Genomic DNA, 24186 nt, shown 5'->3' on the forward strand with positions numbered 1-24186 from the left:
TGTTATAAATCAAAAAGTGCTTTAGGGTTATTTTCTAAAATATCAGTTAACTGTTTATTGTTTAATTCTGGGAGCTTTTGAGCAATTTCAGTTAAATCAAAATGCAGATGATCAGGATGCGGATAGTCACTACCAAAAATCAATTTTTTATGCCCTATAGACTCTAAAGTGTCTTTAAGTGGCTCACCTATTTCAACACCAACCCAGCAATGTCTTTTAAAGTATTCTGATGGTAGCATAGTGATACTTTCTTTAGTTAGGCTAGGAAATTCGTTATAGCAAATATTGTCTAATCGCCATAGCCAATGTGCGACCCAAGAGCAACCAGCTTCTAAGAATGCTAATTTAAGAGAAGGGTTACGTTCTAATACACCTGCTTCAAGTAAAGACACAAAAGCCATTTGCGCTTCCATAGGATGAGAACAAGCATGTAATGAAAACCTGGTGCTAAATCGATCCATACCAACAGTGTTGCCTTGTAAATGCGTCCCGCCATGAAAGCTAACAATAATGCCTAAGTCTGAGCAAGCTTTCCAAAAATCATCGTTATCAGGGTGGCCCAAGCTTTTACCAAGTATTGGTTCAGGTCTAAGAACAACCGATTTCCAACCAAAAGAGGCTATAGTTTGAACCTGTTCTACAAGAGTAGAAGTGTCATGTCGGCTTATTAGACCAACAGGCAATAATCGTTTTTGGTTATGAGCACAATAATCTCGTATCCATTTATTATAAGCTTCTGCATAGGCAAGAGAGGAGCGTGAATCTAAATCTTTGTGGTTTACTATATAGTTAGCAAACGTAGGAAATATTAAAGCTTGGGACACGTTTGTGTCGTCCATGGATTTGAGTTGATCTACCGGGTTCGTTGCAGATTTTCGTTCTTTAATACTTTGCGAGTTTATTAAAGCTGTCGCGACTTGTTGTTCAATATTCCAATTACTTAAAATAGGTTCACCCGCAATTTTGTATATTGGGGGAAGGCTTAAAGCCGGGAAACCTTGCGAAACACGTTCTGACAATTTCATTTCGTTATCAAAGCTTAGTTCTATTTTTGGTATGCCATCTAAATAAGATGATAAGTAATGCTTCCAAATTTCAATTGGTTCGATAACATGTCTGTCGCAATCTATTATTTTGTATATTTTATTTTTCATATATAACTGGACATACCTCTTTATGTGAAAGTTGATTAATGTATCCAAAGTAATCATGCTTTTTTTCAAATTCGGTTGAATCTGTTACTAGCCCAACAGCAATAGCTATTCTTGGACGCAGAGTCATATTAGGGTTACTACCATGAATAGTTTTATGGTCATGAAAAAAAAGATCTCCAATATTAGTATCAGAAATCACCTCCTCCCAATAATATGAACTAGGTAAGTTATTTTTGATGACTTCTCTTTGTTTATTTATATCTTTACAATCTGCATCAGTTAAATGTTCAATTGAGTCACTGAAAGAGTTTGATTTTGGGATATATATAAGGCTGCCTGCTTTAATTGTGATGTTATTTAAAGGTATCCAAGCAGTTAAAACTTTATTTTTAAAACACTTTACATATTGGAAATCTGTATGTAAACCAACGGTAGAGTTTGTACTTTGCGGCAACTTGACATATAACTGGCTCCCCCATATTTGAATGCTTTTACTTTTGGTAACAGTCGCTGCTTCAATACCAAGCCTAGATTCTGTCAAGAGTTCTTTAATGGCAGGAGAGAAAACATGTGGATTAATTGTTCTTATTACACTGTCTTTTTTATAAGAACTTGAGTTATTTAACTTACCCGCCCGTATTTTTTCTACAAGCTCAAGAGATTCTATATAAGCTCTATTGATAATAGATTTATCAAATATATTTGAAAGCTTAGTATACCCTGATTCTTTAAATGATTTTTTCATATAAGATAATTGAAGGGTGAATAATCACCCTTACATCATTATGAACAGGAGAACGGCAAAATAGAGCCGTCTTGATTGTAGTTAGCTAAAGCCATTGGCAGTAATGTATTATCTTCAGAAGTAATAGAAGGTGACTCTGGATAGGCTAAACATATAACGTTACTTGGAATAGAGTTACTGGCCAGACTAGATTCTGTTAACTCAAAACTGTCATCATAATTGAATAGAATATTCATGTCCCAAGGGTTTTTAAATCCTAGCCATTTTGATAAAACAGGAGATTTATCATTAACGATATCACCATCATTGATTTTATTAGTTTCAGATTCAGGAGTTAATTCATTTCGAAAATCTTCATTTCTCCAATATAGTGCAATAGCCTCCATAATAACAGCTGAGAAATGTCTAATTGATTCATCAGTATAACTAATCATATCAACATCAAATAAGTGTGATTCAGTGTAATCTATCAAGGGCGTATTATGGTTGATAGCTTCTTCACTTATTAATTTCTTAGGTGAATGGTTAATTAAACCATAAAAGGTTGGAAATATATTATAATACCTAGCCAAAAATTCTGCTGAATTATCATTTTTTTCAGGTATTTTAGGTATATTTAAAATTATTCCACTATTATCACCAAGCCACTTTCTTCCATCAACGGGATTCCAAACTAAATTTTTATATCGAAATTGTATAGATAAGTTTTTCCAAGGGCTTATAAAACTTGTATTTTCTGATGCGGGGTTTTCTTCTAAAAATTTTAAAATGTCATTATTCGTGTTTTTACAGGTGGAAATAAATTTTTTTTTGTACTCATGATCATGCCATGATTTAGCTATGGCTCCAACAAAGGCAGATCTAAAGCTTAAAAAGCAATGGTTTATATTTTTCATAGTATTCCTTTAAATATGCCCTATAAAGTAATTATAGGGCTTAAATTGCTAGCTAAATTTGGGATCCGCATCTGGTTTAGAAAAGTCTTCTTTTACAACTTCTTTCAGCTCAGAGTTTATAGACTTTGTCAGTTCATTGACTTCAGGAACCCAAGTCTCAAAAGCTTCTTGTACTTTTTTATCACTGATACCAAAAGTATCGAAGAAATTTGTGTACCTTTGTTTATCTTCTTCAGTGACTTTACCCTCTTCATGCTGAATATAGTCAGAAACGTTTCCATTATGAAGAAGGTTATATGTTGCTGAAATTGTTGGTGTGTTTATATAGTCTTCTGAATTAGGAATTAATAACTGAGGCTTAGATAGTTGTGAACCTACCTCTTTTGAAAGAAGCTCACCTAGTGTTGTCTGAAAGTCACCAGTGCTATTTGCGGTTATTAAATTATCATATTCACTTTCTGTAAGCCCGAAAACTTCGGCAACTTTTTTAGGTGTTTTATTGAATTCAGAGCGTACCTTTGGATCAAAAACTAAGTTATAAACTAGCCCTAATACAGGTGCCTTGGCTTTTTTAATCGTCATGATTTATACCTTTATTTCTTGTGTTTTAAAATGAATCTCAACATCCAGTGAGATTTATCGGAATTTATATTGTCTTTAACGCGGTGAACTAATGAAGTATAAAATATTAAAAAATCACCAAAATTAAGTGTTATATCAATTTCATTTTTTAGGTGGTTTTCTAAATTTTCATCTTCAATTTTTATTAATGGACCAAATAAAGAGTGTTTGAAAGTACCAACTTTATGCGTTGAGCTTAATACTTGAATTAGGTCTAATTTTTCATTCGTTAGCGGGGTAATAACATGAATTCGATTGGGGTTTTTATCGCTAACGTCTTCGTCTTGGTGATAACTAACATGGTAACCGGTAAGCTCTTCAGGGAATAAAGTTATAATGCTTCCACCTGACTCATAAGTTAAATCTTTATCTATTAATTCTGATATTTTATTCTTTATTTTCGAATTGGCGAGGTTGTTTATCTCTCTGTCAATAAGCTTATTTTCATAGCCCATTGATAAATACTTTACATTGCATTTCTTTACAGATTTATGTGCTGTAATTAAATTTAATTCACTCTCTTCTTTAAGGTTGTTCGACTTGAAAAAATCTTTATTTACTTCTTTTTGAATTTTTTCTAAGTCTTTTTTATTTATTAAGCCTCTCAGAATTAAAAAACCATCATTATCAAGCCTCATAATTCATTTCCTCTAGTGCCCACAAGTTTTCATTCCTAATGTAGAAGTCAATTTCTTTTTTAGGGAAAATATTAAGATGCTTATATAATCTTGGTTGAAAGAACTTTTCTGAAATCTTTTCAGCTTTGTTGAGATGGCTTGTAATTTCACCTGATTTTCTATTTTCTACACTAAGAAGAAATGAAATCCACATGCTGTACATAATACCGCTCATAAATGTTTCATCATTGGTCCATTTTAATATCAAAGTAGAGTCTTTGTTCAGCCATCCATTTATCAGCTCCAAGCATGGTAATATATAATCTAGTGAACCAAATTTAGAAAAGTGGCTGTCTAAGATGTTTATATACTGCCTAGCTTGATCTTTATAGTCAATTTCATCATTAGTAAACATTAGGCAGATAAAGCTAGCGTAGCAACAAGATTGAGCTACAGCATTATGATCGTTATTCGTTTTACCCAGTTCTATAGCTAAATTAATATGTTCAAAAGCAAGCGTTTTATTTAATTGAAAAGCATTTAATAAGCCCGACACCATTAGCATCATCGATTTATATGATATACCAAAACTAAGGTCTAGATCATGCTCACTATCCAAGTTATCTAATATCAAGTTTGCATTTTTTATTTGTTTATCTGCGTAGCTAATCTTTCCCTGTAAAAGGTAACTTTTTGCTAAGACTATGTGAACATAAATCTTATTTTTGGTATCAAATTCATTAATGATTTTACTCGAATATTTTACTGTCAACAATTTATTGTTGTTCATGTGGTGGTAAAGCATCAAAAACCAATAAGCTCTAAATAGATTCTCTTCGTGTTTGTCGCTAGTATCTAACCTCCTAAAGCTCCTAATTATTTCCAACGAAATCTCACGAATACTTGGGTGACCATAACCCAATTGGCTGGATTTAGACTTTAATAGAATGGATGATAACTCTATCTTATTTTTTATATAAACACTTTTATTTTTAATGAATGAGTTTATATTATGTATTTCTTCTAAAAGCTTATAAAAGTTTTGAAAGTCGTTGATGAAAGAGTTGTGCTTTAATACAATTAAAAATGAATTTATTGAGAGCTCATATTTTTCTGATAAATAAAAATGCCGACCGCATTTACTATGAATATCAATTGAACCTGACCCTGTAAATAATTCTGTGTAACTGCTCTTAGTTACAAGTATTCAGTTAGTCGGTCTTCAAACATAATCATAAAACGGTTTAGAGCTTGCTTCCAGTTATGAATAGGCATTGTCCACCTCTTGGAAGCATCCATTATCGCTAAGTACACCACCTTGCTAGCGGATTCATCTGTCGGGAACAGTTTACGTTTCTTGGTCGCTTTTCTGATCACACTGTTCAGAGATTCAATAGCATTTGTCGTGTAGATAGCTTTACGAATATCTTGAGGGTAGCTAAATAGAGTATTGAGATTATCCCAATGAGCCGTCCAGGAGCGGCTGATTTGAGGGTACTTTTCATCCCATTTATCACCAAAGTGCTCTAACGCCAACAGGGCTTCATCTTCCGTTGTTGCTTGATAGATTTCTTTTAAGTCAGCGGTAATTGCCTTGTAGTCTTTCCATGGGACGTATTTCATTGAGTTTCGCACCATGTGTACGATACAGAGCTGAATTTGAGTTTTTGGATAAACAGCGTTGATGGCATCAGGAAAGCCCTTCAGGCCATCTACACACGCGATGAGGATATCATTCACGCCTCGATTTTGAAGTTCGGTGAGCACGCTAAGCCAGAACTTCGCTCCTTCGGTTTCGGACATCCACATCCCAAGAAGTTCTTTCTGACCTTCCATATTTACGCCAAGTGCGAGATAAATGGCTTTGTTGATAACCTGTTTATTCTGGCGTACTTTCACGACGATGCAATCGAGATAAACGATGGGATAGACCGTATCAAGCGGGCGAGATTGCCACTCAACCACTTGTTCTAAAACAGCATCTGTAACTTTAGATATTAGACTGGCGGAGATATCCGCATCGTACATTTCTTTGAATGTTGCGACGATTTCACGGGTGGTCATTCCTTTGGCATATAGGCTTAAGATCTTGTCGTCCATCGATTGAAATCGGGTTTGATGTTTACGAACAAGCTTGGGTTCAAAGGACGCGTCACGGTCACGAGGGACTTCTAACTGGATCTCACCATCGTCTGTAATTAGGCGTTTAGATGAGTAGCCATTTCGACTGTTACTATCGTTAGTTGGTGAGTTTTTTTCGTAACCGAGGTGCTCATTAAGTTCAGCATTTAAGGCTGTCTCAACCGTCACCTTGGTTAACATTTTCCTAAAGTCATCAAGATCAGAAGGAGTCTTAATCGACTTAGCTGCTTCGCGAGCGAAGGCTTCTAGAGCTTTCTTATCCATATTGCTTATCCTCAGCCATTACTGGCTTAATTATAAGCAGATACACAATTTAAATTACAGGCTCTTGAACCTTGCTCATTACTTTGTAAGTAGTCAGCTATTACTGAGTGAAACTGTGTTTTGGCTTTTGCTTCCATACTCTCATACGCTGCATCTCTCACTAAAGCATGTTTGAATATGTAACTATCGTTACTCACTCGTCTCTGCTGAATAATCAGGTCATTGGCTATCAACTCATTCAGGTCATTCTGAATTTGGTTTTCGCTCAGAGATGATGCTGCAACTAATAAGTCATATTCAAACTCTCGTCCGATTGTGGCGGCAAGCTGAGCGGTTTCTTTAGCGTGAACGAGGCTATCGAGCTTTTGCTGGAGTGATTCACGTAAACTGCTAGGTACTTGATCTAGTTTGTCTGGGCTCACAAAGTTAATTTCACCTTCAATGACACTGACCAAGGCTTTTTGCTTTAACATGCCTACTAGTTCTTCGATAAATAATGGAATACCATCGGTTCTGCTGGTGAGTATGTTGAGTACATTACGTGAAACTGGCTGATCATCAAATAGCCTAATGATAAAGTCTTCAGTGGCTTGTGCCGTTAACTTATTAAGGTTCACTTCCATTAACGTGAGGTCTTTTAGCGATGTAGGCACTTGCTGTCGAGATGTGCTGATCAACACATTGCTTGTGTTTAGTTGCCCTGCAAAGTGCTGAATAAACTCTATTGTCGTGGTATCTGCCCAGTGGATATCTTCGATAATATATAGCTTATTCTCACTAATACTATAATGTTTGCTCAGTAGTAATGCTGTTAAACTACTAAATAGTAATGCTTTTTGTTGATCTGGAGCGAGTGTCGATGCCGGTATGTTTTCTGGTAGTTCTATGTTTAACCAAATCAGTAATATTGGTAGAGCTTGCTCTATTGCGATACTGTCGTTTTGCTGGGTTATTATATCGCTGAATAGCTTAACAGCGCTGGGAGCATCAAGTTTTGTTGTACTGAATAAATACCTAATAAGGGTGAGTACAGGATAAAGTGCATTGTTTTGATGCTCGGGTAGGCACTGCGCAACCAAGTGTTGGTATTGGCCTGCATGGCTACGTATTTCTTGTAGTAAACGAGATTTACCAATTCCTGCCTCACCATGAATATGGGTTAAATGGCTTTGAGTATTTTCGGCCTTTATAACAGACAGGGTTTTATCTAGTTCTTTTTCTCGGCCAATTAATTCGTGATTATTCCGTGTGCCTCGCATAAAGCCAAACGCTTCAACTTGCCTTTCGCCTTTTAAGCTATAAACCGTTGCTGGTGAACCTGGTTGTTGTAAATTTGGTAACTTAGTGCCTTCAAATTCACTGTAAGGTTCTAAAATAGCGCGAGAATCGCCACTACAGAGTATTTGTTTCGCTTGAGCGCAGCGTGCGAGCTCCATCGCTGTATTGGTAATATGTCCCTCAGGGATAGCATTGGCATAGGTGACGAATATGCCAGTGTGTAAACCTATATGTATATTAAAAGAAATGCCATGCACATCTTGCATTAATGCATCTCTTTTTGACATTTCACTCATGATCTCAAGGGCGGTACGGGCAGATAGGCGAGTGTCATTGTCGCTGGCAACAGGAAAGCCAAAGTAAAACAGTAGCATGTCACCGAGGGTACCTACATGGTAGGCGTTAAAACGCGTGGCAATATCAACACACTGGTTTAACTGTGCTTTGTTCAACGCATCGATGACGTCTAGGTCTTTGGTGTTTGTGTTGACTTCAGCGATACTGATTTTTAACGCTAGCACCGTAATTTGTTTGCGTTCTGTGAGCAGGGTGTGATTGGTATTGCTACTTTGCTCTGCGTCTTTACGTAGAATAACCGTTTCGTCATCAAACCCGTGTTGTGCTTCGCCTTTGGTGAGAATACCTACGAGGTTGGCTACATTAATGCTATTGAGTTCATTAAAGCTCTCTTGTGATGTGATCACGCGCTCTATCGCATTTTTCTTGAGTATTCTTCTGAGGAGAGAGGCAAGTGGGTGGCCAAGTAGTGGAGCAGGCAAAGGTACATTTACATCACTCAACTGCTTATGATAAATCGATGCAATACTTGAACCTGTCACAGCAGGTAACCCGGTTAAACATTCTAAGTAAACGAGTCCCCAAACATATAAATCTGTTTTTGTCGTTGCCGGTTCGCCACGTAATTGTTCAGGAGCACTGTATGAAGGAGTGCCTAGCGTCTCTTGAGTGAGTGTAAGTGTGTTGAAATCGGGTTGGCGATGTTCAGATACTAAGGTGCCAATACCAAAGTCGAGTATTTTGGCATAGGTTTTAGCGCCAGATTTTGCCAGCATAATATTGGCTGGCTTTATGTCACGGTGAATGATCCCTCTGCTATGAGCGTGAATTAAAGCATCTAACACTTGCAGCATAACATCGGTTGCATCTACCGCATTGAGTGCACCTTCTTGTGTGAGGTGTTGGCGCAGCGATATACCATCAACGTATTCAAACACGCCAAAAAGGAGGTGATCGTCTATCTGACCTTTGTCGAGTAATCGTACAATATGCGGGTGTTGTAATTGGCTACTTAATTGTGTTTCACGTTTAAAACGTTCTATATAGCGCTGCTTTTTTTGTTCTTCTAGGTGAGGTTCTAGCGCTAAGAATTTTATTGCAACAAATTGATCTGTGTTTTTATGTTTGGCTTTAAATACTTTTCCAAATCCACCTTCACCAATTTTATGAATAAGTTCATAGTGGGCACTATCAAAGCGATCAGTAATGTACTGATCTGAAAATTGTGTGAGCGACATAAGCTTTTTGAATCCAATAGTATGTTTGTAACCATATCCTTTGTATAACGTCCTGGTTACGTTTATATTTTTATGATTTGTGTTAACACAGCGTTCGCGCTCTTCCTTGCGTTCGTTACACAAATTTACTTCTATAGATTAGCTTATCGGTCAGGGGGAAGGAATCTTTAATTGATGAATTATATATGATTTTTTAATTTATAATTTACTGAGAGCAATTCGTGCAAGGGTGAACACTAGGTGAACACCCTAAAGTATTGGGTTATTTCAATGTTATCGTAAGATTGTCTAGTCTTCTTTCTTGGGTTGCAAAAGTACGGCTATTGCTGACATAGGCTGGGTCAATTTGACCGTGTCGCAACCGTTGTAATAATAATGATCCATTACAGTCATGATCTGTATTTACCTGGACATCTTTGTACAATTCAATATTTGATAAATTTATGGTGAAATCACCATCGTCAGATACATTATCAAAGGAGGTTGTTGAAGATATTTTATCGCCGTCTTTTTTAGTACATTCAGTATGATATTGAATACTGAATTGGTCATTGGCACCACTTTTGGTCCATTCGACCTCAATTGAAGCGTTTTTGTTGTAGAGTTGGCCAGCTTGTGGCGCGAGTATTTGATACTGAGGAGGTAAAGTGATCGTGTTGGTTAAGACCTTATTCTCACTGATGCGGTTTAGCTGCACTAAGAACTCGCTGTCACCGACTGCGACATCAAAAATTGCACGGTAATCTACATCAAAGGCATCACTGTCATCTTCTTCCAATACTTTGACCGTTGAACCAACCGTTGCGCGAAGCTCATCGCCGTTGGTTAACTTTAAATTATTACCGTTTCTACCTGAAACATTTAGCTCTGCGATCACTCGACTATTTTGGCCATTAGAGGTTATGTAGATATCAGACCAAATGGCTTCTGTTTTAACAGCCGCTGACTCGGTTGTTTCTGATGAGCAGGCAGCAAGTAGGCTGACTGCAAGGGTTAATGATGTATATTTTAATAGGTGCATTTTCATCCCTGTGATTAATCTATTTATTAGGTAGCGGTAATTCTAGAGAGGTTATTCTACCTTTTGATTAGATGGTATTTAAAGAGTTTTTACAAAAAAATACACTTTATAAGATTTATTCACAATTGAAAGCGGTGAGGGTTATAAATACATAATAATGAGGGTCTGTGCGTTAGGTCTGATTTTATATAATTAATGCGGCTGATATGACTTGCCGCAGCAATAATTAATTGGTTTAAGGTGACGAATAAATGTATCTAGTCAGCAATCACTGTCATGATCAAATCATGTGGCTTGAGCGTGAGTTGCAGTGTTTTTAGTTCAGTATTAATAACAGATAAGGCTTTTTTAAGTTGTTGCCCAGAGCACGTAGCGGTGCAAAAAACCTCAACTTTTAGGGTTTGTTTGAGTTTACTCAATTGCCCGTGGTGAGTGAGGTATTCAAAAGAGTCAATATGTAGCTTTAGCTCTTCACAGGCATTTGTCAGTTGCTTTATGAGTAATTGCTCTGTCTTTTTTTCAGTTTTAGTCATTGTTTTGCTCAGCAGCGGCGTAAATCCAGCAGGTATTGCCTGAGCGCAAAGAAGCTGAGACTCGAGTATATGCATCAACCTCATAGGTATCCGCTTGAGATAACTCTGATGCTGAAATTAAGAAAACAGTACCGGTAACTACATCATGTTCATTACCTGTATATTTTAAAATTGGATGATGTGTTTTACCGCTACTGGCAATGACTTTTGCATCGGTGATTTCAACTTCACCTACTTGATAGCCCAATAAAGCATCGCTTTGCCCTTCAAGTAACCGACCAAACGTGTCAAGTTGCACTTGCTGTTGCTGTAGGGTGCCGTATGAAAATAGTGCTTCCACAAATGTTGCCCTTATAGGTAAATAAATGCGCTTTACAATAGCAGAATATTGGAAAGCGCGGCAACTTAAATGTCTAAAGGCCGCCCTAAATCTCGTCCATTATAATCACAAACCCCGTCTGGGAATGTTGCGCGGAGTTGGGTGACCATCTCTTCCGTTATCTTTGTGGCACCATACATGCCTCTATTCAGGGCGGCATCAATGCTCATTAAGTCACACTTGAACATATCTCCAGCCCATGGCGCACCAGACTCAATACGGCTGGTGCTAAACATAGGAAAACGCGACTGGCATTTGCCGTCTGGTTGTTTATTCCATTTGCCATTGAACACACCTTTACCCGCCGCAAAAATATCCCCATTTTTGTCAAAACATGTGTCTTGAAGCTCGCTGGGTTTTGCGCTTAGCACATCATCAGGGCTACCATCTGATAAAGCAAGCAGCCACTTGTCCATCATTGCAAATGCGGCTTGAGTAGGATCATGATCTTTATGGGCAACCCAAATCACATGATTTTTAGTATGCCCCTGTGACTGCTCAATGCGCAGGCGACTGTAAAAAGACGCAGACATATGATGCATATCCAGCTCATTTTCTAAATAATGACGGGCATCAATAATAGGCAGGGTCACTTTTCCGATGAATACCTGACCAGAGCGGTAGGCTGCGGTCATCGCATGAATGTTTCCTTGGTGGCGTGTCGCAGGGGCTGTTGATGGGGTGGTAATATTTTCGTTGCCCCATAGTGATAGCCAAAGCGGAATATTTGTTCCAAACGGAGTAACGATTTGCTCTTGCTGCATATCTTCTTGAGGCTTCCAGCTACCGATATTATGGTTAATATCAATAAACTCTGAAAACGAAATCTCATTGTTATTGAATGCATTTAACCCGTATTGCACTCCCACATTGTCCCATGTACTTAACCCGTTACCTTGAGCGTCTTTACCGAGAATGTGCTGCATATCTTGCCAATAGCTCCACTGGGTCTGCTCTACTACCGAGTCTGCAAAAAATGCACGTAAAAAACCTTGTCTCGGATTATTTATAAACGCAGATAATCCGAAGTAGCCATTGATACATTCACTGTTTCCTTCAGGTAAAGTTGGAATAAATCCCGCCATTAATTGATTTATTGGCTGTAAAAATCCAGCTCTTTGTGGGAAGCCATTAATAGCATTCATACCTTCAATAAGGCGGCGCTTATCCCAATTACGCCAGACTTTTTTGTCTTGTGCTCTAAACGTGAAATAGTTATTCAGTAAGTCACAATCGAGTGCATAAGTGGTTTGCGTGATCATATCAGGGTAACTATACAAGGGGAGTAAACCATCTAAGATCCCTGTGCTATTTTGGGCAATTAGGTATTGCGCTAAACCACCGCCAGAGCCGCCAATACCCACGGTATACAGTGGTTCGCCGTAAAGGCTGGTAAATTGCTTCTTAACACGCCTTGCGGTGTCTTCAGCGAGTAACATATTATAGGTGTAACTGGTTTTATTACCGCTAGAGCTTATTACCGCATACCCATCAAGTAACTGTTGGGCTTGACGTTTCATCACTTTCCATGCGGTTTGACGGCCTTGTCTATAGCCAATGCCAGAACCACCATTAAACTGATAAATAAGCCGTTTGTTCCAGACTGAAGTATCGCTTCTATGTTGGGCTTCTTTGGGTAATATAGGCACTATCATAGTGTAAATAAATCGGTTAATGGTGCCTCGCTCTACCCTAAATAACGGGCCCTTAAAGGCTGCTATGTTTTCATTATCCGGCAATTTTATTGCAGAGAGGTTTTCATCTATCGTGTAATATTCTAGCCGAGTTTTTACGCCACAATCCTTGCTGTAGCCAAGTAAAGTCCCATGATTGTCATATACTGTCACACCTTCACCGTCTGTATTATCGACTTCAGGCAGTCCAAGTCCAGAATCAATGGACATACAAAAAAATGGGTACTGATTTGGCCCAGAATATAGGTTAGTACTTGGTCCCACCTCTCCGATAGGAATAGGGAATGGGTATGTTTCTGACGGGCGCTGACTATGAGATATATGCGGGTGAAAATTCAAGATAGGGTTGCTTGTAGCTGTGGCAATGGCTTTCACTTGACGTGAGCTATAAGCGTCGTTAGTACCAAAAAAAAGCCATCCTAATGCTATGATAAGAATAGTAAAAAAGCTTCCTGCCAACCATTTTATGTATGTTTTCATGCATCACCAAATTGGTTAACCGTCATACTTTTAAGTGTAGGCGGTACCCTTACAATTTGTTGTTATTACTTTGTAAAATACATATAAGCGTATGAGGCTATTAAAATTATTAGGGTGGTGTTATTCGTTGTTTGAACAATTCGCGTATTTTGCTGTAACAAGTGCAACATAATGAGACAAACTTTTTTCACTATGTGGCTCGAAATAAACGTCAAGTGTGCATGCTGACTGTATTCGGTCGACTCTAAATTCTCGGTAATCTGACCTCAGTAGGCAAAATGCGACGAGTGTCCATTTTCCGCCCCAATATACCAAACCGAGCGGTTCGACTTGACGTTGTGTTGCCGTGTTATTAACATCGCTATAGCTAAGCTGAAGACAGTGTTTCCCTTCAATTGCTTGACGTAATTGTTTATTAAGTTGTTGCTGCTTTTCGTTATGACTAAAGCTAGACACTAAGTAAGGCGAGCTATCTTGAGACTGCTTTAAATGGTTAGGCAAAACAGCTTCTATTTTGGCCATGGCTGAGCGCGCATGCTCACTTAACGTTGGATCTGTCCATGCGCCAACCATTTTGCTGCCGAGCAACAAAGCGCTTAACTCCTCAACGTTAAACATCATGGGTGGCAACGCGTGATCGGCAATAAGATAGCCAATACCCGCTTCTCCCTCTATGGGCACCCCAGAGCATTGCAAATGTTGAATATCTCGATAGATGGTGCGTTCTGATACACAAAAATGAGCCGCTAATTGTTGCGCGGTCATAGCAAAACGCCTGCCTTTTAAAACGTTTACCAACTGAAAAAGTCGCTCAGATTTGTGCACAGGGATCCTCTATCGATTCGTAAGTTAATTATTACATTCGGTTTGGGCAATGACTCTGTTATGTGTCAGTTCCACAGTATCTTTATCTATGTATTTAATAAAGCTTTGACACTCGGGCGAGTCATAAAATGCTTGTTGGACACGTGTCGCATCATGCAGTGTCTCCCAGTAAATCACATCGATATACAAAGCTGAATTTTGTTGCTTGGCAAGCGAACGATAAAGTAATCCTGATTGGGCATTAAGAAATGTTTCAAACTGCGAATTGGCTGACATAAAATCTTGTTCTGTTACGCCCTCGGCTAATGCGAATGTGACTACTTCGATGATAGGGTTTGTCATAATGTGTTTTCCTTTTGTGATTAATAAGTCACATTAAGTAAAACACATTACATTGTCAGGGAGTGTCAGTAGAGGTTAGGCGAGATAGCCATAGGTTGCCAATGAACCTGAAATAATGCCAGCACAAGCAAATAGCCCGTATTCAATTTTAATTTGCATACGCTCTTCAGAACTAGGTGCTTTTTTAGTGATTGCCATGATAATGCAGGTGACGGCTAAGCAAAAACTGATAATAATAAAGTTAACGAAAATAGCATCGAGCAACATGATTTCCCTCAATTGATAAAGTATTGGAATTTAAGCAGACATAACTGTTTGGCGCAGGATTATACGTGTCTTTTTTACCAGTGGGTAGCTTTGTGTAAGGATTTGCAAAGGGTGTGATTTAATTCATGGGTAAAGGCGGTAAGCGTTTTTTGGTAAAAAAAAGATCCCGCCTGCAGTATTAAGCTTAAGACTAAATACAGGTATGATCACCGCCCTGAATCGACCAGAAGCAGACAACCTTACAAGACTCTACTTTAGTACGACAAAACACGGTTGGCTCAGGGAACCGTCCACCAGCAACCGCTGGAGTGTGCTTGGTTGCTAAATTTTGCTGTTGTGATAAGAGTTTTACGCTTTTTTTATTTAACTGTATTTTCATTATAATTATCCTTTTAATTAAGTCCCTGCCATAGTTACATTTTGTAGTTTAATTGTAAAATTTTTGTTTTTCACGATACCATTTTATAGTAGAGCGCACGGTGTGCTAGATAGCTTTGCCAGATTTTGTCAACTTGCTGTTGATATATGCGCTGATTGTCTGTGTGGGCAAGGCCTTTATCAATGAGTAACTCACTAAGCTGAATGGCACATGCCATCGCGTTAAACATGCCCTGAGATGACAGGGGATCAAAGCTTATAGCTGAATCTCCAATGGCAAACCAAGCGTTACCAGAGCAACTTTCTAGCTTAGAAGAGTTAGCTGCCAGCATTGGGTGCAAGGTCGCGCTGGAATGATCTAATTGAGATATTAATGTCTGAAAGCCGGGTACTTCCTGAGCGTGTTGAAGTAACACTTGAGGGGTGTGTATTTGTGCTTTTTTTATGGCGTGTGGTTCTGCGTACCAAGAAAAGATTCTTTTTTGTTGATATGCGCCTGGGTTTAAATCACTTTGGTGAATGGGTGCGCTATACCACCAACTATCGTCGGTATGGCTAATAATGGCCACATTTTTGGTAATGTTAAGGTTTGCAGTAAAACCTATAGACATGAGCTTATCAAATTGATGCCTTGCGATTCCTTGTTGACGAGCAAACACGCAGTGCCTGCCAGAGGCGTCAATGACAATATCGCTCATAAGTCGATGCGTTTTTGAATCGCTTTCATATTCGATTTCCCACCCATGTGATGTCATGGTACTGCCGTTCAGTTGTGCTGGCCAAATGCAGTGTATATTAGCTATGTGACAGGCCGCTCGCAGCTGGTTTTCAAAGTAACTTCTATCTAGGTGCCAGCCAAAACCATCAGGGTTCTTTAAGTTATCGATTAAGGTCGGTTCGTCTGAGCCCCAATAAGATAGGGTGCCTTGACCGACTATATGCCGAGGATCACTCAGTAAATGCTGTAAATTTAATTGCTTCAGTATCCTAATTGCGGCTGGCGCGAGTGATTCACCTACCTTATTTTGTTGCACAGGGGCTTTGTCTATCAATGTGACGGAATAATGGGGGGCCAGTGCAAGGGCTGCAATGCAGCCCCCAATACCAGAGCCAATTATTACAACTTGTGTCTTTGGTAAGTGTGACTTAATCATGCTGTTAGCTTTTGTAGTTAAAGCGGTTTGCTTTGTCTGTGCGGCTTAAATCAGGGCGAGTGGCTTTTTCCTGTTTGTCTGATTTTAATGCTAGCATCGCTTTATTTTGAGTCGGCGTTAAACCGACTTGCATGGTGGTAGGGAAGTTGGTAACCCCTTTTTCTGTTTTAGGTAAAACTATTGCTAATTTATCAAAGTTATCAACCATATCATTGATTTGCTCTTCGTAAGTGGCCGTAGCACCTACGGGTAAATCGTCTAACCAAAATTCACGTTCATTAAATGCCGCTTGTCGTTCTGCCAAAGGGAGAGATTCATTGAGCACGGTGTGATAATTTTCTTGATTGAGCATATTATTTGGAACACGAGCAGGCCAAAAAGTTGGTAAATATGGGTCTAATGCGGTGTTGTAGCCATCCCGACATGATGCAGTATCTGTTTGCCAAGGAATGGCCATCCAGCGAGTGATCCCTCCCGCAATTTGGCCGCTAACTATAGGGCCATTTTCAGCAATAGCAATGTCAGGTGTGAGTTCATCACCAAAATTAACATGATTATTTAATTCTGGATCATGACTGTGGCGTAAACGAAATGCTTCGCTATACATGCCAATATGTCGCATAGGCCACGTCATTTCACAGCCTGGATGAAAAGCATCTGCCAAACAAAAGTCCATTGCAGCTTTGGTTAACATCGCAGGTTGTTCGCTTACAGGCACATCATCTAAAGAAACAGGAGCGGCATAATGCGGGTCATAGTCGGCGATAAAATCACCAGCTACCCATTTTGCGAGTGCATTAAGTTGAGTCGATGCAAGGGTTAGAAATTGACGGGGAGAGTTGTTAGCGCCTTTACTCATCGCGTCACCATATATCCATGGCCACTGCTGTGGTGATAATGACGCTTGTGTCGGATCCCACGCACTTGCCGACACATTAAATGCTTCACCTTCAATGTTTGCTCGAGTTTCTAAGTTTCTAAAGTTATTAAACAACGTACGTCTTGTTTCTTGATACGTATCGGATGTATCGCTCAAGCGTGTTAGCCACTGTTCAGAAGTAAAATCAAACGGACTTTGCCAACCAAATCCAGCGGCAAACCCTGCATTGACCCACTGTAAGTCTGTCATGCGCTGGAAGATAGGTAAAATATCGTGAGTAAAAGAAGGTTTACCCGGCAGAGGCAACATGTTTGCGTCTACAGCAATGTCATACATTAAGTCCCACATGGTTCTAACAGATTTTTGCATAGGCGCATAATCAGGAGGAGCACAAACAACCCAGCTAGGCTTTACAGGTAAAACAGCACCATCGACAGTAACATCAGCCGTAATTGGGCCATCAGAGGTGTCATCATACCACCCATCGTTGTTACCGAAGGTAACTGCTGGGTCTCCATGTATGTTTGCTGATTTACCATGTCCCCCTAGCATGACTAAGCGGCCATCTGAGTCGGTTGTCATTTCACCTAAGTAGACCGACTCCTCATCAAATTTGCCGATAAATTGATGCTGCCCACCGGTCATATTACGCCCAGATAACGTGTTTTTTCCGCCATCAATGAGCAGTCGGTAACGCTCATCGCCCTTTACACTTTTGTTTCGTAGCTTTGAAGGATCTGCTTGCGCTGCTTCTGGAATATCTAACGCAATTTCAAAGTTGTACCAAGAAGCTTTTTGGTTCGCAAGTTGCGCATGCCATGTGATATCTGCATTACAGGCAGTGAGCTCTTTAACGATCTCACCATCAGAATTTAAGCCATAAACTCTAAAGCGGGCTGCTTGGCGCTTTAAAGCACCCGTACTATCTCGGTAAAAGCTGGGTGTCTGTGGGAGTGGTTCACTTACTTCAGGGCCTATAAAGAATTCAGATTGACTATTACCAACCCGCATTACACCAATGGGAGGGTATATTGCAGCTGAAACAATGGTTGAATTACAAGCGGTGTTTTCCATACCTAAACTTCCTTTAATTTAGAACTAATTATTGACTTAGAAGTGCAACTATTTACTGCACTTCTATTGTGTAAGGAAGTCTAGTTTCTCGACATGAGAATGGCAATTACAGCCTATTACGGCGCTGTTCTGTGTTGTTTGATATAGTTGCCAATTGTATTCACTGTATCTAACCAATAGCCATTTTTAGGATCTTTTAAGTAAATAAAGAGCTGTTCTAGCACCTCCTTGTCAACAGTATATTGCCCTTTTTCACCGACATCGTGGCCAGCGAGGATGATCCAACTATTATTGCCTTTAAGGAGTTCGAGTATAGCTTTGATTTCATCGAAAGTTTGCCCATCAATACGAAGTGCGGTGAGCTGTGAAAAAGACGTGTAGTTTGGGTTGTTTGCTGTTTCATCGTTCCATGTGCGACCAAATTGAAATTGCTGAGCAATTAAGGGCACGTAGCTTCGAGTATCAATTCCTCTGCCTACGAACGTATTGCCACACGGGTATGCAAAACTTGTTGGGGTTACACCGAGGTTGTCTTTTAGATATGTATTCGCTTTATTGATGTCTTGTTTGAGCCAATCAAGTGTAATATTTTCAAGCCCTAACCCTCTCACTCTGAGCCATTCGAAGTTACCAGTACAAACATGGTTACTGGTATGGTTGGCAATTTCATGGCCACGCTCAACTGCTTTTTTCCAGCCACTTAGTTGTCGCTCTACGCTATTTGGTACAACATAAAAGGTGCCTTTCACTTGATGTTTGTCAAATATTGGCATCCCGACGGTTATTTGACTATCACGGGCATCATCAAATGTAATACTAATCGCATTCTGAGCGCCGTTAGGGTAGGTAAAGCCTAAGTACTTTTGACTCTTGTCATTTTTCCAGAGTTCGGACTCTGTGGTTTTGCTATGTACGGCACTGGTAAAAACGGTGGCAAATAAGCATATGATTAATGATGAGTGGTAAATTCGCATAAAAAGGTTCCTTGTAAAAAAACATTGCGGTTATCTAAACGAAAAAAGCCTCCGCAGGCAATACAAATTAACTGAAGGAATACTGAATATTTCTGAATTAGCGAAAATATCCTTATATGTATGACTCTACTTTTCCTAACTATATTATTTTAAAGCTTTTTTTAACGTAGAACACTTCAAAGGAGGTAAATTGAACTTCTCTCAATAAGCGGTGATATAAATTACGGGATGCTGGTTTTGTCGGCTATGGGCTGCTGCTGTATTTATGGTATTAGGTTTTAGTTTTTCTTGCGTTACAAAGGTGAAGTAGCCTAGCTGCAATGTTGCGATTTAGATAAAACCCGGTAACCCTCCCCAAAAAACCAACGGTTCAAAAGCAGAGTGTTCCCTTAACGAAATTGGGAATCTGATTATTCTCGATTTCGGGAATTTAACGATTTATAGTATTTTAATTATTTTAAGTCGCTGTTATTTATAGGGTTAAATTTTGGTATCGCACTTGCTACTAAAAGGTATCAACTGAAAAAGGTACCAACATATGGATAAAGTACGCACACACAAAAAAAAGAGGTTTAACATTTTACCTGTCGGTAGTGTGGCTGTGGTTGTCGTTTTACTTGTGAGCCAAATAAGTAAGGCTTACTTTGCTGCAAAGCCTAATGGTCAGCTTTGGCGTGAAGCCGTCGTTATGGAAGATTTACAGTTACAGGTGAAGGGGTTCGGCAGTTTACAGTCTAAGCAGCAGCGATATTTAACGGCGCCGTATAGTGCTGTTGTTGAGCAGATATTTATAAAACCTGGGTCGTTAGTCACTAAAGAAAGTGTGATTGCTAGGCTAAGTAACCCTGAAGTCGCGCAAGCAGTATTGCAAGCAACCATGGCCTACAATGCTCAGCAAGCGGTACTCGGGCAGCTGGCATTAAAGCAAGAACGAGAAATACTGGCCGATCAACAGTTATTGCAAGAGTTAGAAGTGGACTTGCAAGTGGCTAAATCTCGGCTCAATGCGGAGCAGGGGCTGGCAAAGCAAGGGGTTGTATCAGCGCTTGATTTGCTTGATAGCCAAGCAAAGGTTGATAAGCTGACGATCCGTTTACAGCACCTGAAAAATAAACAACAAAAAATTGTGCAATTGCATGCACAAGCGCTTCGGATTGAGCAGCAGAAACTGAATGAGAAAAAGAGTTTAAGAGAGCTCGCCGCATCGCAAGCACAGCGCTTAAATGTTGTGGCGGGGATCGATGGTATGTTGCAAACATTACCAATAGAAATAGGCCAGAGTCTCAGTATGGGATCACATATTGCTTTGGTCGGTAGTACCGATTCATTGGTTGCTTTAGTAAAGGTACCACAAGGCCAATTACAAGGGCTTGATATTGGTATGTCGGCGGTTATTGATACACGCGCAGGAGAAGCAAAAGCCACTGTCACGCGCATAGATCCGGTTGTTACAGACGGTCATGTTGAGGTGGAATTGGACTTGGTTGGCGCGTTACCAAATAACGCTCGGCCCTCACTTAATGTTGCTGCGGTTATATCGCTAGGTGCATTACCACAAACGCTAACAATTCCTATGCCAGTGAATGCAAAATCACACACCAGAGTGCAGCTCTTTAAAGTAGCAAAAAACGGTAAAACAGCCACAAAAACATGGATCACATTAGGTAAACAAAGCGGGCAGCGTGTCCAAGTACTTTCAGGGGCTCGCCAAGGTGACGAGCTTATTTTATCTGCAATGGAAAAGCAGGCAGCACACACCATCGAATTAAAACTATAAGGTAGCAAGTATGACATCCTCAACAGCAAAAACAGTGAGTATTTCGTTAAAGAATTTAAGCAAAGTTTACGTCACAGAAAACATTGAAACACATGCTCTGCAGAATATAGAACTGGATATTTACCACGGTGAATTTGTATCTATCTCAGGCCCGTCTGGGTGTGGTAAATCCACTTTACTGTCGATACTCGGCCTACTCGACTCACCCAGTGAAGGTCAATATTTGATTGAAGGTGAAGCCGTAGAAGGCTTAAATTTAGATCAACGTGCTGAATACAGGAACCTCAAAATCGGCTTTGTATTTCAGTCATTTAACCTAATCGATGAACTAAGTGTGTTTGAAAATGTTGCGCTACCACTGCGATATCGTGAGCCTGAGCTCGGTGAAGCTGATATTGCCGCGGCGGTAAAGCAAGCCCTTACTCAAGTTGAAATGAGCCATCGTGCAGAGCACAAACCTAACCAGTTATCTGGTGGTCAGCAGCAACGAATTGCTATTGCCCGCGCGCTTGTTGGCGATCCAACCATTTTACTGGTCGATGAGCCCACAGGAAATTTAGACTCACATAATGGTGATGCGGTTATGGGATTGCTGCGTACTTTAAACCGTCAAGGTACGACGATTTGTATGGTGACGCATGATCCAAGGTATGCAAATTTTGCCTCAAAACAGTATCACTTATTAGATGGAAAAATTGTCACGGTGCCCAGCTTAAGTGAGGCAATATAATGAACGTAATATCGCACTTTAAGCAGGTAACGAGTGGGCTAAAAAAGGCCCCCGGATTTACGTTCATCATGGTGTTCACTTTGGCGCTCACTCTCGGGGCATTACTGGCTGCGTTTAACCTTAATCAGGTTGTATTGCTTAAACCGTTACCTTACCAAGACGCACAACAACTCTATGTCTTAAAACAAAACTTACATCAAAATGGCGTAGATAATATTGGCGGCCAAGGAGAAGGTGGTCAAATCGCCATGTATCAAGCGTCCAAAGCCGCAGGGTATGAGTCTGCTATGTTGACCCAGCGACGCGGCCGTATTACCAGTCGCGCTGACAAGCCGGTTGAAGTGGCGATGTATGTAAGTCATGAATACTTACCATTATTGGGCGCGAATGTGATTTTGGGTCGCAACTTTACCGCGACAGAAATAATAACAGACGCATTGCCTGAGGCTGTTATTTCCTATCAAATGTGGCAATCGGTTTTTGCAGCAGATGCCAATGTACTTGGTAAAAGTTTAGCGTTCAACGGAGTGAACTTACAGATCGTGGGGGTTATTGATAATGGCTTTCGCGATCCAGAGCCTTTGAGTTTTTATGGTACAAGTCGCCTGTATTTACCCATGGCACAAGCTGGCATTAGCGAAAGCGAGTTTCGTAATGCGTCGCGTAATTTAGTGACTATTCAAAAGAACGACCCTGTGAAGCATGTTTCAGAATTGACATCGCTACTAGATAACGCTTTAAAAAATGCCGTCGCGAATAGTGACTTTGTGGTTGATTTTAAAGACTATGAATATCGAGCGCACTTAGAGCCGTTACCAGCTGTTATAAAAGGTGACAACCCAATTATCTCTTTAATGGTGTTAGCAGGTGCCATCGTATTGCTCCTTATTGCGTTTGCCAATATTGTAAACTTGTATTTATCACATGTGATTAAAAAGCAAAGTATGTTGGCAATTAGTGCCAGTGTGGGTGCTAAACCAAAGCATATTTTTAAACATTTATTTGTGGAAGGTCTGTTAATTACGTTGAGTGCGTCCGCGTTTGGATTACTCCTCGCTGCATGGTTACTGGTGTTAACACAGCACTTAGCACAAGGCTCGATTAACCGGCTCGACGAGTTAGGTATAAACTCTATCACGATATTATTTGCGGTGGGTATTGCTTTTGTATTGTCGTTGATACTTGCATGGGTAGGCAGCAAGAGTATTGACCATGAACAGTTAAAACAACAGCTGACGAGCAGCGGGAAAGGGACGCAAAAACAAATTTCTGCCACATTGCGCAAAGCGTTGGTAATTTCTCAAGTTGCATTGACTGGGTTGATGCTATTTGCCACATCGACGGTGTTGCAATCAACCTTAAAAATGGCCACCAAACCTTTGGGGCTTAATGTCGAAAACATATTTAGTTTACAAATAGATGTCGGTGAAAGTTACTCGTCTGGTGAGGCGAAGTTAGTACTCATAGAGCAACTTAAGCAACATTTTTTGGCATTACCTGGGGTAGAAGCCGCGATAAAAAGTACCATATCTCCCATTCGTAAAGGTGACTTTTCTAGCCCATTTACTGACTCTCAAGGTGATCGCTTAGGCTTATTTGGGTTTAATACGGTCGGGCTAGATTATTTCTCCGTACTAGAACAGCCGGTATTGTACGGGCGAACATTTACGCAGGCGGATATTGAAGATAAAGCCAAGGTGATGTTAGTCAGTCGCGCAGTTGCGCTGGAAGCCTTTGGTAAAGAAAATGCGGTGGGTGAATTTATGTTTTACTCACCTGAGCAAGGGTTTAAAATTATTGGTGTGGTAGGCGACCATTATAATGCATTTACACAGTCTAAATATCAAGGCGTTACCTATTTTGCCATGAGCCCGATGCGTTTAAATTTGATGGTTAAAGTGTCAGATAAAGCACATTTTACTCAAACTGATATTGTGAAAGAGGTAGAGCGAGTCGACGCAAATTTAGCGATATTAGAATTTTTAGATGTGGAACAAACTAGTCGAGATTTAGTGTTTAAATATCGGTTAGCAGCATGGTTAAGTGGTAGCTTAAGTATATTAGCATTGCTATTGGCGTGCGCCGGCATTTATGGCGTAGTCGCATATGGTACGCAAATGCGCCGATTTGAATTAGGCGTTAGAATGGCGGTAGGTGCTAAGCCTAAACGCATCGTTCGAATGGTTGTCACCGATGCTTTCATCCCTTTACTCATAGGTATTGGTATGAGTGTGCTTATTGCCGCCGGAGTGTATCATTATGCATATCAATACAGTAATTTGATCCCAGCACCAGAACCTTTACAAGTTACCATGTCATTGATATTGTTACTCGGATTCTCGTACATGGCGTGTATTATACCTGTAAAACAAATACTTAAATCTGATCTTGTCACAGCTTTAAGAAATCAATAAGGACGCGCTGTT

At 39.9% G+C, this 24186-nt stretch carries 22 protein-coding genes; 3 read left to right on the plus strand and 19 right to left on the minus strand.

The features are described 5' to 3' along the window. Positions 1-2: 2 nt before the first annotated feature. From PCIT_RS18785 to PCIT_RS18875, 19 genes are all read right to left on the minus strand, one after another. Positions 3-1154 (minus strand): amidohydrolase family protein, encoded by a 1152-nt coding sequence (locus PCIT_RS18785; protein WP_010367383.1) that lies wholly within the window; start codon positions 1152-1154, stop codon positions 3-5. Further along, entirely contained in the window at positions 1144-1899 is a 756-nt protein-coding gene (locus tag PCIT_RS18790) for a phytanoyl-CoA dioxygenase family protein (protein ID WP_010367385.1), read from the minus strand. Before PCIT_RS18790 ends, PCIT_RS18785 begins: the two co-directional genes overlap by 11 nt. 38 nt (positions 1900-1937) lie before the next feature. Then, positions 1938-2795 (minus strand): BMA_0021/BMA_0022 family TOMM bacteriocin, encoded by an 858-nt coding sequence (locus tag PCIT_RS18795; RefSeq protein ID WP_010367387.1) that lies wholly within the window; start codon positions 2793-2795, stop codon positions 1938-1940. A gap of 48 nt (positions 2796-2843) precedes the next feature. Beyond that, complete coding sequence (locus PCIT_RS18800) at positions 2844-3377, minus strand: hypothetical protein (RefSeq protein ID WP_010367389.1); 534 nt, start codon at positions 3375-3377, stop codon at positions 2844-2846. A gap of 11 nt (positions 3378-3388) precedes the next feature. After that, positions 3389-4054 carry a hypothetical protein gene (locus PCIT_RS18805; RefSeq protein WP_010367391.1) on the minus strand — a complete coding sequence of 222 codons (666 nt, stop codon included), beginning with the start codon at positions 4052-4054 and terminating at the stop codon, positions 3389-3391. Further along, positions 4044-4823 (minus strand): hypothetical protein, encoded by a 780-nt coding sequence (locus PCIT_RS18810; protein ID WP_157592815.1) that lies wholly within the window; start codon positions 4821-4823, stop codon positions 4044-4046. Before PCIT_RS18810 ends, PCIT_RS18805 begins: the two co-directional genes overlap by 11 nt. 407 nt (positions 4824-5230) lie before the next feature. Further along, positions 5231-6439: an IS256 family transposase gene (locus tag PCIT_RS18815; RefSeq protein WP_192992771.1), complete on the minus strand. Its 1209-nt coding sequence runs from the start codon at positions 6437-6439 to the stop codon at positions 5231-5233. Positions 6440-6465: 26 nt separating this feature from the next. Further along, positions 6466-9252, minus strand: a complete 2787-nt coding sequence (locus PCIT_RS18820; RefSeq protein ID WP_010361979.1) for a TOMM system kinase/cyclase fusion protein — start codon at positions 9250-9252, stop codon at positions 6466-6468. Positions 9253-9514: 262 nt separating this feature from the next. Beyond that, the gene (locus PCIT_RS18825; protein ID WP_010361980.1) at positions 9515-10273 is read right to left on the minus strand and encodes a hypothetical protein; all 759 of its coding nucleotides are present in this window, start codon (positions 10271-10273) and stop codon (positions 9515-9517) included. A gap of 257 nt (positions 10274-10530) precedes the next feature. Continuing rightward, positions 10531-10806, minus strand: coding sequence for a hypothetical protein (locus PCIT_RS18830; protein WP_010361981.1), 276 nt, complete (start codon positions 10804-10806; stop codon positions 10531-10533). Beyond that, positions 10799-11146: a gamma-glutamylcyclotransferase family protein gene (locus PCIT_RS18835; RefSeq protein WP_010361982.1), complete on the minus strand. Its 348-nt coding sequence runs from the start codon at positions 11144-11146 to the stop codon at positions 10799-10801. Before PCIT_RS18835 ends, PCIT_RS18830 begins: the two co-directional genes overlap by 8 nt. A gap of 65 nt (positions 11147-11211) precedes the next feature. Then, positions 11212-13359: a DUF6351 family protein gene (locus tag PCIT_RS18840; RefSeq protein WP_010361984.1), complete on the minus strand. Its 2148-nt coding sequence runs from the start codon at positions 13357-13359 to the stop codon at positions 11212-11214. Positions 13360-13479: 120 nt separating this feature from the next. After that, positions 13480-14184 (minus strand): helix-turn-helix transcriptional regulator, encoded by a 705-nt coding sequence (locus tag PCIT_RS18845; protein ID WP_010361985.1) that lies wholly within the window; start codon positions 14182-14184, stop codon positions 13480-13482. A gap of 24 nt (positions 14185-14208) precedes the next feature. Continuing rightward, complete coding sequence (locus tag PCIT_RS18850; protein ID WP_010361986.1) at positions 14209-14526, minus strand: hypothetical protein; 318 nt, start codon at positions 14524-14526, stop codon at positions 14209-14211. A 75-nt stretch (positions 14527-14601) separates the two neighbouring features. Continuing rightward, positions 14602-14793 (minus strand): hypothetical protein, encoded by a 192-nt coding sequence (locus tag PCIT_RS18855; protein ID WP_010361987.1) that lies wholly within the window; start codon positions 14791-14793, stop codon positions 14602-14604. Between the two features lie 190 nt (positions 14794-14983). Beyond that, the gene (locus tag PCIT_RS18860; RefSeq protein ID WP_010361988.1) at positions 14984-15172 is read right to left on the minus strand and encodes a hypothetical protein; all 189 of its coding nucleotides are present in this window, start codon (positions 15170-15172) and stop codon (positions 14984-14986) included. A gap of 70 nt (positions 15173-15242) precedes the next feature. After that, positions 15243-16325 (minus strand): NAD(P)/FAD-dependent oxidoreductase, encoded by a 1083-nt coding sequence (locus PCIT_RS18865; protein ID WP_010361989.1) that lies wholly within the window; start codon positions 16323-16325, stop codon positions 15243-15245. A 4-nt stretch (positions 16326-16329) separates the two neighbouring features. Then, complete coding sequence (locus PCIT_RS18870) at positions 16330-18279, minus strand: LodA/GoxA family CTQ-dependent oxidase (protein ID WP_010361990.1); 1950 nt, start codon at positions 18277-18279, stop codon at positions 16330-16332. A gap of 116 nt (positions 18280-18395) precedes the next feature. Next, positions 18396-19253, minus strand: a complete 858-nt coding sequence (locus tag PCIT_RS18875) for a polysaccharide deacetylase family protein (protein ID WP_010361991.1) — start codon at positions 19251-19253, stop codon at positions 18396-18398. Positions 19254-19791: 538 nt separating this feature from the next. Between PCIT_RS18875 and PCIT_RS18880 the strand changes: the two genes are divergently transcribed. The 3 genes from PCIT_RS18880 to PCIT_RS18890 are packed head-to-tail and all read left to right on the plus strand — an operon-like array spanning position 19792 to position 24174. Then, positions 19792-21030 (plus strand): HlyD family secretion protein, encoded by a 1239-nt coding sequence (locus tag PCIT_RS18880; protein ID WP_010361992.1) that lies wholly within the window; start codon positions 19792-19794, stop codon positions 21028-21030. Between the two features lie 10 nt (positions 21031-21040). Beyond that, entirely contained in the window at positions 21041-21760 is a 720-nt protein-coding gene (locus PCIT_RS18885) for an ABC transporter ATP-binding protein (RefSeq protein ID WP_010361993.1), read from the plus strand. Further along, on the plus strand, positions 21760-24174 hold the full coding sequence (locus PCIT_RS18890) for an ABC transporter permease (protein WP_010361994.1): 2415 nt from the start codon (positions 21760-21762) through the stop codon (positions 24172-24174). The genes PCIT_RS18885 and PCIT_RS18890 overlap by 1 nt, the downstream gene beginning before the upstream one ends. The last annotated feature ends 12 nt before the right edge of the window (positions 24175-24186 follow it).

This window comes from Pseudoalteromonas citrea (assembly GCF_000238375.3).
GTDB lineage: Bacteria > Pseudomonadota > Gammaproteobacteria > Enterobacterales > Alteromonadaceae > Pseudoalteromonas > Pseudoalteromonas citrea.

Coding starts and splice junctions, on each gene's coding strand:
- PCIT_RS18820 (WP_010361979.1), bottom strand. CDS start 9,252: ATGTCGCTCACACAATTTTCAGATCAGTACATTACTGATCGCTTTGAT.
- PCIT_RS18810 (WP_157592815.1), bottom strand. CDS start 4,823: ATGAACAACAATAAATTGTTGACAGTAAAATATTCGAGTAAAATCATT.
- PCIT_RS18880 (WP_010361992.1), top strand. CDS start 19,792: ATGGATAAAGTACGCACACACAAAAAAAAGAGGTTTAACATTTTACCT.
- PCIT_RS18815 (WP_192992771.1), bottom strand. CDS start 6,439: ATGGATAAGAAAGCTCTAGAAGCCTTCGCTCGCGAAGCAGCTAAGTCG.
- PCIT_RS18795 (WP_010367387.1), bottom strand. CDS start 2,795: ATGAAAAATATAAACCATTGCTTTTTAAGCTTTAGATCTGCCTTTGTT.
- PCIT_RS18890 (WP_010361994.1), top strand. CDS start 21,760: ATGAACGTAATATCGCACTTTAAGCAGGTAACGAGTGGGCTAAAAAAG.
- PCIT_RS18865 (WP_010361989.1), bottom strand. CDS start 16,325: ATGATTAAGTCACACTTACCAAAGACACAAGTTGTAATAATTGGCTCT.
- PCIT_RS18870 (WP_010361990.1), bottom strand. CDS start 18,279: ATGGAAAACACCGCTTGTAATTCAACCATTGTTTCAGCTGCAATATAC.
- PCIT_RS18840 (WP_010361984.1), bottom strand. CDS start 13,359: ATGAAAACATACATAAAATGGTTGGCAGGAAGCTTTTTTACTATTCTT.
- PCIT_RS18790 (WP_010367385.1), bottom strand. CDS start 1,899: ATGAAAAAATCATTTAAAGAATCAGGGTATACTAAGCTTTCAAATATA.
- PCIT_RS18855 (WP_010361987.1), bottom strand. CDS start 14,793: ATGTTGCTCGATGCTATTTTCGTTAACTTTATTATTATCAGTTTTTGC.
- PCIT_RS18830 (WP_010361981.1), bottom strand. CDS start 10,806: ATGACTAAAACTGAAAAAAAGACAGAGCAATTACTCATAAAGCAACTG.
- PCIT_RS18850 (WP_010361986.1), bottom strand. CDS start 14,526: ATGACAAACCCTATCATCGAAGTAGTCACATTCGCATTAGCCGAGGGC.
- PCIT_RS18860 (WP_010361988.1), bottom strand. CDS start 15,172: ATGAAAATACAGTTAAATAAAAAAAGCGTAAAACTCTTATCACAACAG.
- PCIT_RS18825 (WP_010361980.1), bottom strand. CDS start 10,273: ATGCACCTATTAAAATATACATCATTAACCCTTGCAGTCAGCCTACTT.
- PCIT_RS18875 (WP_010361991.1), bottom strand. CDS start 19,253: ATGCGAATTTACCACTCATCATTAATCATATGCTTATTTGCCACCGTT.
- PCIT_RS18885 (WP_010361993.1), top strand. CDS start 21,041: ATGACATCCTCAACAGCAAAAACAGTGAGTATTTCGTTAAAGAATTTA.
- PCIT_RS18785 (WP_010367383.1), bottom strand. CDS start 1,154: ATGAAAAATAAAATATACAAAATAATAGATTGCGACAGACATGTTATC.
- PCIT_RS18805 (WP_010367391.1), bottom strand. CDS start 4,054: ATGAGGCTTGATAATGATGGTTTTTTAATTCTGAGAGGCTTAATAAAT.
- PCIT_RS18800 (WP_010367389.1), bottom strand. CDS start 3,377: ATGACGATTAAAAAAGCCAAGGCACCTGTATTAGGGCTAGTTTATAAC.